The 15,143-nt window shown below is 70.4% G+C and carries 12 protein-coding genes; 8 read left to right on the plus strand and 4 right to left on the minus strand.

Going from position 1 to position 15,143, the window contains the following annotated elements:
• The first annotated feature begins 533 nt into the window (after positions 1–533).
• From ABZS40_RS18725 to ABZS40_RS18735, 3 genes are read left to right on the plus strand one after another with little or no spacing between them, the layout of a single operon-like run.
• Positions 534–1,754 (plus strand): macrolide family glycosyltransferase, encoded by a 1,221-nt coding sequence (locus ABZS40_RS18725; protein ID WP_354944467.1) that lies wholly within the window; start codon positions 534–536, stop codon positions 1,752–1,754.
• Positions 1,755–1,757: 3 nt separating this feature from the next.
• Positions 1,758–2,243: a hypothetical protein gene (locus ABZS40_RS18730; protein ID WP_354944468.1), complete on the plus strand. Its 486-nt coding sequence runs from the start codon at positions 1,758–1,760 to the stop codon at positions 2,241–2,243.
• Positions 2,240–3,184, plus strand: coding sequence for a hypothetical protein (locus ABZS40_RS18735; protein WP_354944469.1), 945 nt, complete (start codon positions 2,240–2,242; stop codon positions 3,182–3,184). Before ABZS40_RS18730 ends, ABZS40_RS18735 begins: the two co-directional genes overlap by 4 nt.
• 4 nt (positions 3,185–3,188) lie before the next feature.
• Here the strand turns inward: ABZS40_RS18735 and ABZS40_RS18740 are convergent, their stop codons facing one another.
• The 3 genes from ABZS40_RS18740 to ABZS40_RS18750 all read right to left on the minus strand — a co-directional run bounded on the left by ABZS40_RS18740 (position 3,189) and on the right by ABZS40_RS18750 (position 4,944).
• Positions 3,189–4,304 carry an FUSC family protein gene (locus ABZS40_RS18740; protein ID WP_354944470.1) on the minus strand — a complete coding sequence of 372 codons (1,116 nt, stop codon included), beginning with the start codon at positions 4,302–4,304 and terminating at the stop codon, positions 3,189–3,191.
• 142 nt (positions 4,305–4,446) lie between these two features.
• Positions 4,447–4,731: a hypothetical protein gene (locus tag ABZS40_RS18745; RefSeq protein ID WP_354944471.1), complete on the minus strand. Its 285-nt coding sequence runs from the start codon at positions 4,729–4,731 to the stop codon at positions 4,447–4,449.
• A 24-nt stretch (positions 4,732–4,755) separates the two neighbouring features.
• Positions 4,756–4,944, minus strand: a complete 189-nt coding sequence (locus ABZS40_RS18750; protein WP_354944589.1) for a hypothetical protein — start codon at positions 4,942–4,944, stop codon at positions 4,756–4,758.
• 19 nt (positions 4,945–4,963) lie between these two features.
• On the opposite strand from ABZS40_RS18750, the gene ABZS40_RS18755 reads away from it, so the two are divergent.
• The 5 genes from ABZS40_RS18755 (at position 4,964) to pulA (ending at position 13,428) form a co-directional block, all read left to right on the plus strand.
• Positions 4,964–5,824: a hypothetical protein gene (locus ABZS40_RS18755; protein WP_354944472.1), complete on the plus strand. Its 861-nt coding sequence runs from the start codon at positions 4,964–4,966 to the stop codon at positions 5,822–5,824.
• A gap of 38 nt (positions 5,825–5,862) precedes the next feature.
• Complete coding sequence (locus ABZS40_RS18760) at positions 5,863–6,252, plus strand: hypothetical protein (RefSeq protein ID WP_354944473.1); 390 nt, start codon at positions 5,863–5,865, stop codon at positions 6,250–6,252.
• Between the two features lie 97 nt (positions 6,253–6,349).
• Positions 6,350–7,030 (plus strand): hypothetical protein, encoded by a 681-nt coding sequence (locus ABZS40_RS18765; RefSeq protein ID WP_354944474.1) that lies wholly within the window; start codon positions 6,350–6,352, stop codon positions 7,028–7,030.
• Positions 7,031–7,129: 99 nt separating this feature from the next.
• Positions 7,130–7,822 carry a cellulose binding domain-containing protein gene (locus tag ABZS40_RS18770; protein ID WP_354944475.1) on the plus strand — a complete coding sequence of 231 codons (693 nt, stop codon included), beginning with the start codon at positions 7,130–7,132 and terminating at the stop codon, positions 7,820–7,822.
• Positions 7,823–7,932: 110 nt separating this feature from the next.
• Positions 7,933–13,428 (plus strand): pullulanase-type alpha-1,6-glucosidase, encoded by a 5,496-nt coding sequence (pulA, locus tag ABZS40_RS18775; RefSeq protein ID WP_354944476.1) that lies wholly within the window; start codon positions 7,933–7,935, stop codon positions 13,426–13,428.
• Positions 13,429–13,496: 68 nt separating this feature from the next.
• Here pulA and ABZS40_RS18780 read toward each other — a convergent pair whose 3' ends face one another.
• Complete coding sequence (locus tag ABZS40_RS18780; protein WP_354944477.1) at positions 13,497–15,143, minus strand: hypothetical protein; 1,647 nt, start codon at positions 15,141–15,143, stop codon at positions 13,497–13,499.

A 15,143-nucleotide genomic window follows, 5' to 3' on the forward strand; every position in this document is an offset into this window, starting at 1 on the left:
TCTTGCGGATCAGATCGGTACGCATGGTGGCGTGCTCCTCTGCATCGGGGGTGCCCGCACGGCTCTCAACGGGGGGTCAGTGCGACCGTGCGGGGGGAAGTTCGTGGCGACGCCGGCGATCCGGGGGGACCTGCTCGGGCGTTGCGGGGGATGTAACCGGGGCGGCCTGGCGGATGTTCCCGGCGGCTGCCGCGCCCCACGACCCGAGAGTCGCGGTGGCATGCCAGGTACAACGACCCGGCCCGGCCGCCGATTCCGCCGTCGGGGTGGCCCGGACCACCCGACAGTCGGGGTCAAAACCGACAACCCTCCCACCCCCGCCCGGCCGGAGAAACGGACACGGCGGACGAGATGGCGTGATCGACTCGGGTTCACCGAAGTCGCGGGGTCCCGGTGCCGGGGATACCCCGACGTCAAGTACCTGGTCCACGACGCGCTGCCACCAGGCAACATCTAGGCTCTGACCGAGAGGGGTGGATCATGGACGCTGCAACGTGCCGGGCTCTGGCTCCTTCCCCGCCCGGGGTCGGCCGATGAGCGCAGTGGCATTCCTGAACATCACGATGAACGGGCACATCAACCCGACGCTGCCCGTTGTGGGTGAGCTTGTTCGACGTGGTCACTCCGTCACCTATCACACGACGCCGGCCTACGCCGAGCAGATCGGGGCCACCGGGGCGCGGGTGTTCCTCTACCCCGGGGACGACGTACCGCTCTCCGGCCCGCCGACGCCCGTCACGGTGATGGAGCAGCTTGCGCGTACCGCCGTACGCGTGCTGCCCGCCGTCCTCACCGACCTGCGGGGCGTCCGGCCCGATCTGATCGTGCACGACTCCCTCTGCCCGTGGGGGCCGGTGGTAGCCCGGGAACTCGGCGTGCCGCCGGCATCGTCGTTCACCACGTTCGCCTTCAACCGGCACGTGCCCAGCCCGACTCGCGGCTCCTGGGAGCTGTTCAGCGCGGCCGCGGCCCTTCCCCGCTCCACCGTCGGGTACCTGAGGTCGCGCTGGGAGCTGCGCCGCCGGTACGACACACGCGCCTTGCCCCTGATCGACCTGGCCAACATCCGTCAGCCGCTCAACCTGGTCTACACCTCGCGGGCGTTCCACCCCGATGCGGACAGTTTCGATCAGTCCTACCAGTTCGTCGGACCGAGCATCGGTGACCGCCCAGCGGACTCGTCGTTCCCGGTCGATCGATTGCGGGACCCGGTGATGTACGCCTCGATGGGCACGGTGTTCGACGCCCCGCAGTTGCTGCGCACCTTCGCCGACGCGCTGGCCCCGCTGGGTGGCACCGTGATCATTTCCACCGGACACACCGATCCCGCCGTGCTTGGCCCGCTACCGGGCAACGTGCTCGTCTACCGTTCCGTACCGCAGTTGGAGGTGCTGGCCAGCGCGGCGCTGTTCATCACCCACGGCGGGGTGAACAGCGTCAACGAGGCCCTGTACGCCGGCACCCCGATGCTGGTGGTCCCGCAGGGCGCTGACCAACTGCTGGTGGCTTCCCGCATCGTCGAGCTCGATGCCGGCCTGTCGATCCGCACCGAGGACGTCACGGCGGAGGTTGTGCGGGCCCTCGCTCAGCGTCTGCTCGACGAGCCTCGATTCCGGGCCGCCGCGAGCGCCCTGCAGGTCGCCCAGCGTCAGGCGGGCGGCTACGCGCGTGCCGCCGACGTACTCGAGCACTTCGTGCAGCAGACCGGCTCGGTCGCTCAGCCGGGCTCTGGCGATCTGCCGCCACCGGACTGACCGATGTCTCCCATTGTCGCCATCCTGCTGCTGGTCGCCGGGCTGTCCGAGGCCGCCGGGCGTCTCCTGCCGGTGGTGGCACGCCTGTCCGGCGTGTCGCACGCGAGGGTGGTTGGGTTGTTGTTCGCGGGCGCGATCGTCGACGGCGCGGTGTTCGCGCTTTGGCCGCTGTCCGCGTGGGCCGTCGCCGGTCTGGTGTTGCCCACCAGACCGTCCGACGCGCTGGTCTGGACGCCAGGCCTGGCCGTTCCGCTGGTGCTTGCCGGGGTCCTCGCGTTCCCGCTGCTCGGGCCACTGCTGCACCTGTTGCTCATGGTGGGAGTGGGGGCCGGCCTCGCCGGTGCTCTCGCCACGGTGGCCGGAGTTGGCTGGTGGGAGGCCGCCGGCTGCGTAGCGATCGCGGGAGTCGGGCTCGGTGTCTCCGTCGAGGCCGTCCGCCGCCTTGTCGTGAAGCTCAACACCAGACGAGCACCGGAGCCAGCCGCGTGATCGGACTGGCGCTCCTGCTGCTGCTCGGGGGGCTGGGACTGGTGCTGATCGCCGAGGCCCTGCTCGCCCGCTACGAGGTGCTGGTCTACGCCGCCGGCTGGCGCCCACCCGTCATCTCCCGCCCCGAGGGCATGTCCTACGCCCGGGGGGCCGATCCGGACCGCCCTCCGGACGCCTACCTGGTCTATCTGGACGGCATCGGGAAGCGCCGTTTCCACGACACCCGCGATGGTGGCCGACTGGTCAAGGCCCTGATCAACCGAGCGCCGGAGCTCCGGGTACTGGGCCAGGTGCAGCCCTACTCCCCGCTCGCCGTGCCGCTCGCCGATCGGCCGGTCTGGACCTGGGTACGCCGCCGCATCGGGCTACTGCTCTTCCTGCACAACGTGATGCAGATCTTCGTCGCCGCCGACCGCCGCTACCGTCCCCTGTACAACCGTGCCGTCGGTGCGCAGATCGCCACCGAACTCCAGGTCGCCGGTTACCGGCCGGACAGCGGCATACCCGTTGTGTTGCTCAGCTACAGCGGTGGCGCCCAGGTCGCCAGCGGTGCGGTGAACGAACTGTGGTCCCAACTGCGTACCCCGCTCTGGCTGATCACTCTCGGTGGGTTCCACAACGGTGCCAACGACATCACCCATGCTCAGCACCTCTACCAGCTCACCAGTGCCGGCGACTGGATCGAGCGAGTCGGCACCTGGATCTTCCCGCAGCGGTGGCGGCTGTTCCGCTGGAGCGGGTGGAACCGGGCCGACCGCGAAGGCAAGATCACCGTGCACCGGCTCGACCCTGCCACGCATATCGGCCCCCGCAGCTACATCGCCCCGGAGGCCCGCCTGCCCGATGGGCGCAGCCACCTCGACCGGACCACCGACACCGTGCTCGCGCTGATCCGGGATCGCCTCGACCTGACGGCGGAGACCGACGGCCCGCTGCCCTGAACGCTCACACGTCGGCGTTCAAACCGGCCTGCTGATTCGCCTCCTTCTGGGGAAGCCCGGAGATCTGGAGCAGTTGACTGACGACAACCCGCAGTTGCGAGACGACGACAGCCCCGGAGGACCCGACACCCTCGGCGCAAGCCTCGTTGATGTCACCGATCACCTGTAGCGCTCGCTCCCGCGCGCGGTCCGGCTCCCGTCCGGCCAGGAAGTCACGATGCAGGAGCCTGAACGCCTGGCCGAAGTGCTCGATCGCCGTGGAGAGGCCGGCCGGCAGCGTCTCCCCGGCGTGTAGTGCCGACACCGTCCACTGCACCATCTCGCGGCTGCTGGTGTAGGCGAGTTCCAGGTGTTCGGCCGCCCGCGCGTACCGACGCATGATGCCCAGCCGTCTCCTCCGCCACGGTGAGAGGATCGCGACTTCGCATGCTGCGGCGACCACGTCGGCCGTGTTTTGTCTTGACGCCTCCGTTGCTCGCAGTCGCTGTAGGGCATCCTCGGCCTGCCGCACGTCGCGGTGAGCCAGCGCATTGGCGATGGCGGTCATTTCCCGGGCGATGGAATCGACTGTCGGACCAGCGGCGCGGTGCACGATCCGCACCGGATTGAGCGGCAGAATCAGCAAGGCCACCACGATGGCCACCACTACACCGACCAGCGCATTCGCCGTCCGGGGCACGGCCAGGTCCGGCCGGTCCGGAGACACTGTGCCGAGCAGGACGGCGGTGCTTCCCGCCTGCACCATGACGGCTCCCGTGCCCCGAAAGACGGCTGCCGCCGAAATGGCCAGTGCCACGACCACACCGGTCTGTATTGGCCCCGCCCCGATGAACCGTATGATCCCGTTTCCGACCAGCACCCCCAGGAACACCCCGGCGAGAAGTTCGAGAGTTCGACGGGCCCGATTACCGATGGCCGCCGCGATGGTGCCGACCGCGGCGGCGGGTGCGAACAGCGGCTGCGGATTGTGCAGCACGTCGCTGGCAACAAACCAGGCCAATCCGGCGGCCAACCCCGCCTGCACCGCGAGAATGAGGTAGGTGCGAAGCCGTTCATAGGCCTCCCGGCCCTCGCGCAGCGCACTCTCCGCCGGTCGGGCACCCCGACGTCTGCCGCGCACCTCTCACCCCCCACCACCGATCGGCTCTCTGACGATCGTCGTACGGCGGCGAACGTCAGGGGCGAGAGATCCCCAATCTGATGCGGCACCGACGGAGGCCTGCGCATCCGCGCGCGGAGGGGTATTGGGCCGGCGGAGTCGGTCAGCCGGCGTCGAGCAGCTCCAGGACCGCTTCGCGGGCGGCCAGGACGGCCGCCTCCGACTGCGGGCCGTGGTTGAGAATGTCGAAGGAGTGCTGGCCGCCCGGCACCTCGATCACCCGCATCGGCCAGCCCTGCGCGGTCGCCGCAGGCAGGAACGCGTCGATGCCGGCCAGAACCGGTGGGATGTCCTGGCCGGCGCGGGTCAGGACCAGCGGCACGCCAGTGCCGGAGCTGAGGGCTTCGACCGGCAGGAACCGGGCGTCGACCTCCCAGCCGGGGAACACTGACGATCCACAGGGGACGGTGGGTCAGGCCGGGTCGCCGGATTTCACGGCGTCGCCGGCCTGGGCGTGCCGCTCCAGCAGCCGCTGCCGGATCTCCTCAGGGGTGTACGCGCGCCGCCGCCGTTCGGCTCGCGCGATGACCACACCGGAGGCCGCGACGCCGGCGAGCCCGGCCAGCCCGAGAACCTTCCACCACCGCATTCGTTGCCGCATCGGCCTAGGCTAGACCCTCATGAGCATCAGCCTGGATGAGGCCGTCGAGTTGACCCGTACCGGTGACGTGTGGGTGTTCCGGGGTCGCAGCGTGCCGGACCGGGCGATCCAGTTCACCACCAACAGCCCGGTGAACCACGTCGGGATGGCGGTGGTGCTGGACGACATGCCGCCGCTGATGTGGCATGCGGAGTTGGGCAGGTCGTTGCCGGACCTGTGGTCGGGCACCCACCAGCGCGGTGTCCAGCTGCACGACCTGCGGGACGCGGTCTGCGTGTGGGCCAACCGGTACGGCCAACGGGCCTGGCTGCGGCAGCTCGACCCGCCGGCCGACGCGGAGATGGAGCGGGCGGTGCTGCGGACGATCGCGCGGTTGGACGGTACGCCGTTCCCGTCGACCGCCCAGTTGGCGTGGCGCTGGGTGCGGGGTCGGGTGCCGACGCTGCCGCACCCCGGTCGGCTACCCGCGTTGCCGCACCTCGGTCGGCTGTCGGCGCTGTCACGCCTCGGCCAGCCGACACCTCGACCGACCCAGGCCGACCGCCCCAACCAGGCCGACCCGGCCGACCGCCCCAACCTGGCCGACCGCCCCAACCAGGCCGACCGTCCCAACCCGGCCGAACGCGCCACCCAGGGCGACCGCGCCAACCCCTCCGGCCCGGTCAACTCGGCCCGGTCAGCGGGGGAGCGGGACCGGGCGCTGGAGACGGCGTACTGCGCCGAGGTGGTGGCGGTGACCTATGAGGCCATGGGGTTGCTGCCGGCGGGCCGGCGTCCGAACTGGTATGACCCGGGGCGGTTCTGGAGTGGGGACGACCTGGGTCTGGCCGCCGACGCCCGGTTGGGTTCGGAGATCGAGGTGCGGGTAGCGCCGCGCTGAAGGTTTGACCTGGGCGGTGACCGGCAATTGCTGTGACCGTGAACGCCTCCACGGATCTTGACACGTTGGCCGACTTCTTCGACCGGTACGGCGTGGCGTTGACCTCCGGCGACCTGCCGGCCATCGCCGGCTGTTACGCCCTGCCGGGGTTGGTGGTGGCGGACACCTACAGCTTCTCGTTCACGTCCGCGGCAGCGGTGGCGCTCTCCTTCGTGGGCGCCGCGCCCGACTACCAGGACCGGGAACTGGTCGCGGCCCATGCCCTGATCGAGGACGTGCAGCAGGTGTCCGCGCTGTTGACGATGGTGGCGGTGGAGTGGGAATTCCTGGACAGTCGAGGGCAGGCGGTGCCGGGTGAGCGTTACCGCTACCTGCTTCGTATCTCGGATGACGGACCACTGATCTGCACGGTCGTCCGGACGGGCTGACCGACCGGGGCCGGTCGGCCCGATCCGTACCCGCCCGGTTCCCGGTCCGTGCGGCGCTGGCTACGCTGTCGCGTCGGTGGGGACGAGGGGAGACCTGATGGCGGTGCGGCCGGACGGTGCGGCAGATTCGCGGGCGGCGCGGGTGTTGGCATCGGTGCCGTGGATCGTGGTGCTGCTCGGTGTGTGCGCGCTGGTGGTGCTCCTGGTGATCGCGCTGCTGTCGTTCCGGACCAGGGAGCGGGAGGCGCCGCCGCAGGCCGCGCCTCCGGCGTTCCTGCCGACCGTGCCGGCCGCCGCGTCGGCCACCGGTGGGCCGACTCCGGCCGCTGTGGAGCGGCGCTCGGTGTCGCCGCGACCGTCGCGCAGTAGTCGGACGCCGTCGCCGCGGGCCACAGTGACCGGCTCGCCGACTCCGGGGCGGACGAACGTCCTGGCGGCGCCGCCGGCATCGGCGGACGACACGGTCAGCGCCCGCTACCAGGTCGGTACGAACGGCTGGGACGGGGACTCGGCGGTGCTGTCGCTCGACAACAAGTCGGGTCGGTCGGTTGACTGGCAGGTGGAGTTGGTGTTCGACGACGACACCTGGACTCTGCGGTTGAGTGATGACTCGGGCGTCTCGGTGCGGGGGCGCGGGCACGGGGAGTTCGTGTTGCGCGGCACCCGTTCGCTGGATGCGGGTGACTCTCGGACGCTGCGGCTGCGCGTCGGCTGGGGTCACTCGGCGCAGCGACCGCTCAGGTGCACGATCAACGGAGTCGACTGCCGGATCGGTTGAGCCGGAGCCGGTCGTGGTGCGGTGACGCTGCGCGGCCAAGGCTTTCCGGGCCGGGCCGCCGATCGCTACGCTGCGCGGACGGTCCGCTGAAGGAGGTACATGTCCGGCATGCGCCGTGTTCCGCGCCCGCCACACGGTCCGGTCGCGATCGCCACGTCGCCCTGGATCGTGGTGGGCGCCGGTGTCGTCGTGATGGTGGTCCTGCTCATCGTGGCCCTGGGCGCGTACCGGGGACGTAGCCCCGCGCCGGACGGCGCGCAGCCGCCCGCGCTGCCGGTGCCGTCCGCTGTGGTGGCGCCGAGCGTGCCCACGTCGGTGCCGTCTCCGGCGCCGGTGCTGCCGGGGATATCCGGGCGTGCGAGTGGGCTGCCGCCGAGCGCAGCGGCCGGGTCCGTCGCACCGTCCGCCGACCCGACGGTAGGTCCGACCGGAAAGCCGTCGGCGACACGGTCGCCGAGCCGGGCCGCTCCGGGGCAGCCGGCGATGACCGGCCGGTACCGGGTGGTCCAGAGCTTCGACGGCGGTTTCATCGGCGAGGTGGCGATGGTCAACACGTCCACCCGGAGCCGTGGTTGGACGGTGCGGTTGGAGTTCTCCGGTGGACGGCTGGTGACCACCTGGGTGGAGGGCGTCCCACAGGGGACGATTCGCCAGTCCGACGACGGCTTCACGTACGTCAGCGGGGTCGAGGTGTCGCCCGGCGGTTCGGTGTCGTTGCGGTTCCACATGGAGCGGGCGTCCCACACACCACGGGGGTGCACTGTGGACGGGGCGCGCTGCCTCGGGCTCTGACCGGCCCTTCTGCAAGGATGCTGCTTTGTTGCGACCATTTTTGCAAGGTATTGCAGAATGTTTCGGCAAGGGTTAGCGTGCGGCCAATCAGCGACCAGAGGAAGGCGTCGATGAAACCCCCGCCGATACCGCGCACCGCCCTGCTGGCCCTTGCCTCCCTGCTCACCGTCACGCTCGTCGGCGCTCCGGTCGCCGTGCAGCCCGCCGCCGCGGGCCCCCGCCCGTCCGACGGCGCCCCACTCTCGATCGGCGGTGCGACCCAGTGGCGTGCCGAACCCACCGCCGACGCGCTGTCGAAGGCCGGCGGCAACTCCGCCCGAGCCGAGCAGTTCTACTTCGTCCTGCCGGACCGGTTCGCCAACGGAGACCCCCGCAACGACCGGGGCGGCCTCACCGGCGACCGGCTGCGGACCGGCCTCGACCCGACCGACAAGGGCTTCTATCACGGCGGCGACCTCAAGGGCGTCATCGACAAGTTGGACTACATCCAGGGGATGGGCACCACTGCCATCTGGCTCGCCCCGATCTTCAAGAACCGGCCGGTGCAGGGTGCCGGCAACGACATCTCGGCCGGCTACCACGGCTACTGGATCACCGACTTCACCCAGGTGGACCCGCACTTCGGCACGATGGAAGAGATGAAGCGTCTGGTCAAGCTCGCCCACCAGCGCGGCCTCAAGATCTACCTCGATGTGATCGTCAACCACACCGCCGACGTGATCAAGTACGCCGAGGACAAGTACGCGTACGTGGACAAGGCGACCTCGCCGTACACCGACGCGCAGGGCCGGGCGTTCGAGGACCGCAACTACGCCGACGGCTCCCGGGCGTTCCCGCCGGTCGACAAGGAGTCCTTCCCGTACACGCCGACGTTCGCCGAACCGACTGACGCGAGCGTCAAGGTGCCGGCCTGGCTCAACGACGCCACCATGTACCACAACCGGGGTGACTCCACCTTCGCCGGCGAGAACAGCGAATACGGCGACTTCTTCGGCCTCGACGACCTGTGGACCGAGCGTCCCGAGGTGGTCCGGGGCCTGACCAAGGCGTACGGGGACTGGATCGGCGCGACCGGCGTCGACGGCTTCCGACTGGACACCGTGAAGCACGTCAACATGGACTTCTGGCCGCAGTTCAGCCAGGGCATCGAGCGGGCCGCCGAGAAGGCCGGCAAGAAGGACTTCTTCATGTTCGGCGAGGTGTACAGCGCCGACCCGGAGATCAGCTCCAGCTACGTCCGACAGGGTGGCCTGCCGGCCACCCTCGACTTCGCCTTCCAGGAGGCCGCGCGGGGCTTCACCGCCGGCGCCGGATCCGCGAAGGCGCTCGCCGACGTGTACGCCCGCGACGACCTCTACGCGGCCCGGGACACCGACGCGGGCCGGTTGACCACCTTTCTCGGCAACCACGACATGGGCCGGATCGGATCGTTCATCGCCGGTGGCGGCAGCGACCCGGCCAGCCACCTGCGTCGTGACCAACTCGCGCACCAGTTGATGTTCCTGACCCGTGGCCAGCCGGTGGTCTACTCCGGCGACGAACAGGGCTTCACCGGCCCGGGCGGGGACAAGGACGCCCGGCAGGACATGTTCGCGTCGAAGGTTCCCGACTACCTCGACGACGACCTGCTCGGCACCGACAGCACCCACGCCAGCGACCAGTTCGACAGGACCCACCCGCTGTACCGGACCATCGCGGACCTGGGCCGGCTGCGCCAGGCCCACCCGGCGTTGCGCGACGGTGTGCAGGTCACCCGGTACGCGGACGACGGGCCGGGCGTCTTCGCCGCCTCCCGGATCGCTACTGCCGACCGCACCGAGTACGTGGTGGCCGTGAACAACGCCGACACCGCGCAGACTGTCACGGTGGACACCTGGTCGGCCGGCGCCACCTTCACCGGCATCTACGGCGGCTCAGGCGCAGTGCCAGCCAGCGGTGACGGTGAGCTGACCCTCACCGTGCCGCCGCTGTCGGCGGCGGTGTACCGGGCCGGCAGCCCCATCGCACGGGCGGCCGACAAGCCGACCATCACCATCACCAGCCCGGTTCCGGACGCGCCGGTCGCCACCCGGGCGGCGGTCACCGCCCGGGTGACCGGCGACCCGCTGGCCACCGTCACCGTCGCGGCGCGGGTGGCCGGCGGCCGGTGGACGCTGCTGGGCAGCGCCGACCACGCCCCGTACACCGTTCAACACGACCTGACCGGCCTGGCCGGCGGTACCCCTGTCGAGTACAAGGCGGTGGTCCGCGACGGCCGGGGCCGTACCGCCACCGCCCGGTCCACAGCCGTCGTGGGGACCCCGGCACAGGGCAGCTCCCGGGAGTGGGCGGTGGTGCACTACCAGCGCCCGGCCGGGGGGTACGACGACTGGGGGCTGTACGCCTGGGGGGACATCGACCCGGCGTACGTCACCGAGTGGCCGAAGGGGCAGCCGTTCGCCGGGGAGGACTCCTACGGCCGGTTCGCCTGGGTGAAACTCAAGCCGGGCGCGACGTCGGTGAACTTCCTGGTTGTCGACAAGGCTGGTACGAAGGATGTCGCCCAGGACCGCAGCATCGACGTCAGCCAGACCGGCGAGATCTGGCTCAAGCAGGGCGACCCGGCGATCTACCCGAGCAGGCAGGCGGCAGCCGGTGAACCGGACCCGCCGGTCGAGGAGGGCACCGCCGTGCTGCACTACCGGCGGGCCGACGGCAACTACGACGGCTGGGGCCTGCACCTGTGGGACGGTGCGGCCAACCCGACCGAGTGGTCCGCCCCGCTGCGACCGACCTCCATCGACGCGTTCGGGGCGGTGTTCCGGGTGCCGCTGGCGGCCGGCGCCACCGGCCTGAACTACATCATCCACCAGGGCGACACCAAGGACCTGCCCGACGACCAGCGGCTCGACTTCGCCAGCGCCAGCCGGGAGGTGTGGCTCCTCGCCGCCACACCGGGCCGCCTGCTGCCGTCCACGGCCACCACCGCCAGCGGAGACACCGACATCAGCAAGCAGAAGGCGCACTGGATCGACAGGTCCACAGTGGCGTGGCAGACACCGCCGACCGACGGCAGGACGTACGCGCTGGTCACCGCGCCCACCGGCGGGGTCAGCGTGGTCGACGGCGAGCTGACCGGCACGTACACCACAGTGCCGCTGCGAGCGCAGCGCAACGGGCTCACCGAGGCCCAACGCGACAGGTTCCCGCACCTGTGGTCGTACCGTAGCTTCGCCCTGGAACGGGCGGACCTGGCCAGGGTCCCGGCGGCGCTGCGGGGGCAGCTGCTGGTCACCGAACGCGACGCCGAAGGTGCGCTGCTCGCCGCGACCGGCGTGCAGATCCCCGGCGTGCTCGACGACGTGTACCCCCGGGCGGCCGACGCCACCCTCGGGCCCACGTTCGCGGGCCGGACGCCGAGCCTCGCGCTGTGGGCGCCGACCGCCCACAGCGTGCGTCTGCACCTGTTCGACTCGCCCACCACGGCGCCGAAGACGGTGCCGATGCGCCGCGACGACCGCACCGGCGTCTGGTCGGTGCGCGGCGACCACACCTGGACCGGCAAGTTCTACCGGTACGAGGTGCGGGCGTGGCAGCCGGCGGCGCAGCGGGTGGTGACCGCGGCGGTCACCGACCCGTATTCGGTGGCCCTCGCCGCCGACTCCACGCACAGCCAGCTCGTCGACCTGTTCGACGGGGCGCTGGCACCCCCGGGGTGGCGCACGCTGCGCAAACCGGCACCGGTGCCGGCCGCGAAGGCGCAGATCACCGAGCTGTCCGTGCGGGACTTCTCCATCGCCGACGACACGGTGCCGGCCGAGCGCCGGGGAACCTTCCTCGCGTTCACCGACCCGAAAACCGCCGGCATGACCCACCTGCGGGCGCTCGGCGACGCCGGGGTCACCCACCTGCACCTGCTGCCGGCGTTCGACTTCGCGACGATCCCCGAGAAGCGGGCCGACCAGCGGCGGCCGGCCTGCGACCTGGCGGCGCTGCCGCCGGACTCGGCCGAGCAGCAGAAGTGCGTGGCGGCGGTCGCCGAAAACGACGGCTACAACTGGGGGTACGACCCGCTGCACTACACGGTGCCCGAGGGCGGCTACGCCGTCGACCCGGTCGGCGCGGCGCGGACCACCGAGTTCCGGCGGATGGTCGCCGGGGCGAACGACGCCGGGCTGCGAGTGGTCATGGACGTGGTCTACAACCACACGTCGGCGGCCGGCACCGACGCGAAGTCGGTGCTCGACCAGATCGTGCCCGGCTACTACCACCGGCTCCTGGAGGACGGCGCCGTGGCCAACTCCACCTGCTGCGCCAACACCGCCCCCGAGCACGCCATGATGGGCAAGCTGGTGGTCGACTCGCTGGTCACCTGGGCCCGGCAGTACAAGGTGGACGGCTTCCGCTTCGACCTGATGGGTCACCACCCGAAGGCGAACATCCTGGCCGTCCGGGCAGCCCTTGACCGGTTGACCGTCGCCCGCGACGGCGTGGACGGCAAGGCGATCATGCTCTACGGCGAGGGCTGGAACTTCGGCGAGGTCGCCAACGACGCCCGTTTCGTCCAGGCCACCCAGGCCAACATGGCCGGCACCGGCATCGGCACCTTCAACGACCGGCTGCGCGACGCGGTGCGCGGCGGCGGACCGTTCGACACCAACCCCCGGGTGCAGGGTTTCGCCTCCGGGCTCTACACCGACCCGAACGGCGACGCGGTCAACGGGTCACCGGCCGAGCAGAAAGCCCGGCTCCTGCACGCCCACGACCTGATCAAGGTGGGGCTCACCGGCAACCTGCGCGGGTACCGGTTCACCGACACGGCCGGGCGTGAGGTCACCGGGGCGCAGGTGGACTACAACGGCTCCCCGGCCGGCTACACCGCCGCGCCGGGGGAGGCCGTCACCTACGCCGACGCGCACGACAACGAGATCCTGTACGACGCGTTGGCGTACAAACTGCCGCAGGCCACGACGGCGGCGGACCGCTCACGGATGCAGGTGCTGGCGCTGGGCACCGTGGTGCTGGGACAGGGCACCGGGTTCGTCACCGCCGGCACCGAGAGGTTGCGGTCGAAGTCGCTGGACCGCAACTCGTACAACTCCGGTGACTGGTTCAACCAGATCCGCTGGGGCTGTGAACGGGGCAACGGGTTCGGCGCCGGTCTGCCGCCCGCGCCCGACAACGAGGACAAGTGGTCGTACGCGAAGCCGCTGCTGGCCGACCCGGCGCTCGTGCCGGACTGCGCGGCGATCACCACCACCGACGCCCGGTACGCCGAGCTGCTGCGCATCCGGGCGTCGTCGCCGGTGTTCGGGCTGGCCACCGCCGAGCAGGTACAGCGGCGGGTGGCATTCCCGCTGTCCGGTGCGCAGGAGACGCCGGGGGTGCTGACCATGACCCTGGACGCCCGGGGGTTGGGCGGGCCGTGGACGTCGCTGACAGTCGTCTTCAACAGCACCCCGTCGGCGGCCAACCAGACGGTGACCGGACTGCGCGGAGCGGACATGGCACTGCACCCGGTGCTTGTCGATTCGGCCGACCCGGTGCTGCGTACCGCCTCGTTCGACCGGGCGGCCGGCACGTTCGCCGTACCGGCGCGCAGCGTGGCGGTCTTCGTCCAGAAATGACGTGAACCGGCCCCCTTCCGCGTCTCGCGGAAGGGGGCCGGCCCGTTGTGCGGGTGCTCCGTGATCGATCAGGCGAAGCAGTTGTCGATCGTGCCGCCCGGGATGGCCAGGCAGTTGGTCGGACGGTTCGCGGTGATGGCGGACTTGTCGTCCAGGTTCACGTCTCCGAAGAAGCTGAAGACACCGCCCGGCTCGAAGGTGGAGAAGTTGTAGGCGACCTTCGTCTTCGACAGGTTGACCTCGCCGAAGATGTTGAAGATGCCGCCGCCGACTCCGATCGGGCCGATGGCTCGGTTGCCGACGACCTCGCTGTCGCGCAGCGTGGTGACGCTGTCGGCGTTGAAGAGCCCGCCGCCGAAGAAGCCGGCGGTGTTGTCCTTGATGCTGCTCTTCTCGAACGTGACCACGCTGTCGAAGGCGATGGCCACACCGCCACCGACACCGGCGGTGCTGTTGCGCTCCACGGTGACGTTGTGCAGGTTCAGCTGGCTGTCCGCCGCAGCGAGGCCGCCACCGGCGAGGACCGCGGTGTTCGAGACGAACTTGGTCTCGTACGCAGTGGTGTTGCCCTCGATGTCGAGGTAGCCACCACCGAAGCCGAGCGTCTCGTTGTCGGTGATCTCGGTCTTCTTGAGCTCGACCGTTCCGCCGTCGACGTCCTCGGTGAAGATCTCCGCGGCGCCGTTGGAGATACCGCCACCACCGATGATGGCGGTGTTGTCCTTGATCTTCGACTCCTCGACCTTGAGCAGTCCGGCGTTGAAGACGCCGCCACCGAAGAAGAAGGCGGTGTTACGGGTGACGGTGCTGTGCCAGATCTTCGTGGTGCCGAAGTTGGCCACACCACCACCGTTGCCGCCCGACTGGTTCAGAACGACCTCGGACTCCAGGATCTCGGCGGTGCCACCCGGCTGAACCAGGATTCCGGCACCGTCGTTCTCCTCCGGCTGCTCGACGAGCGGCGTGACGACGCCCGGCGTGGCCTTCGGAGTGACCTTCGGCGCCGCCTTCAGGCCCGCCTTCGGGTTGGCCTGCCGCGCGGTGAGCGCCTGGGCCAACGGGGTGCCCGCCTTCACCTGCGCGGCGAGCGCCTCGGAGTCCGAGTAGGCCGCCCAGACCGCGGCCGGCTCGACACCGTTCTCCAGTTCGAGGGTCTGGCCACCCTTGATGGTCAGGCCCTTGATGGTGAGGTGACCACCGGCGCCGACGTTGAGGATGCGGAAGTAGTCCGCCGTGGCTTCCCGAGAGATCGTGGTGTGCTCGCCCTTGAGCGTGATCCGCTCGGTGATGACCGGCAGGCCGTTGCCCTCGTAGTCGTTGCGGGTCAGGTTGTAGGTGCAGCCCTTGGCCAGCTCCAGCACACCGCCGTGCTTGTTGTTGGCGAACACGATCGCCTGAATCAGCTTGTCGGTGTCGCAGGGCACCTCCTTCCCGCGCTCGTGGTCCTTGTCCCGGTCCTTGTCCTTGTCCCGGTCCTTGTTCCGGTCCTCGTCCTTGTCCCAGTCGCGCGCCTCGTCACCCCGCTGGTCACCGTCCTTGCTGACCTGCGCGGTGTTCCAGTTCAAGCCGACCGCTCCGGCGCTGCCCGCGACGCCCACCGCCGCGAGACTGATCACGCCCGTCAAACCGGCCACGCCACTGGCGAGCCAGAGCTTGCGGCGGCTCTTGGCCGTCGCCCGCCCGGAGGCTTCGTTGTTCGTTCGGTAGTTGGACAT

This window comes from Micromonospora sp. NPDC005324, assembly GCF_040607155.1.
Taxonomy (GTDB): Bacteria; Actinomycetota; Actinomycetes; order Mycobacteriales; family Micromonosporaceae; genus Micromonospora; species Micromonospora trifolii.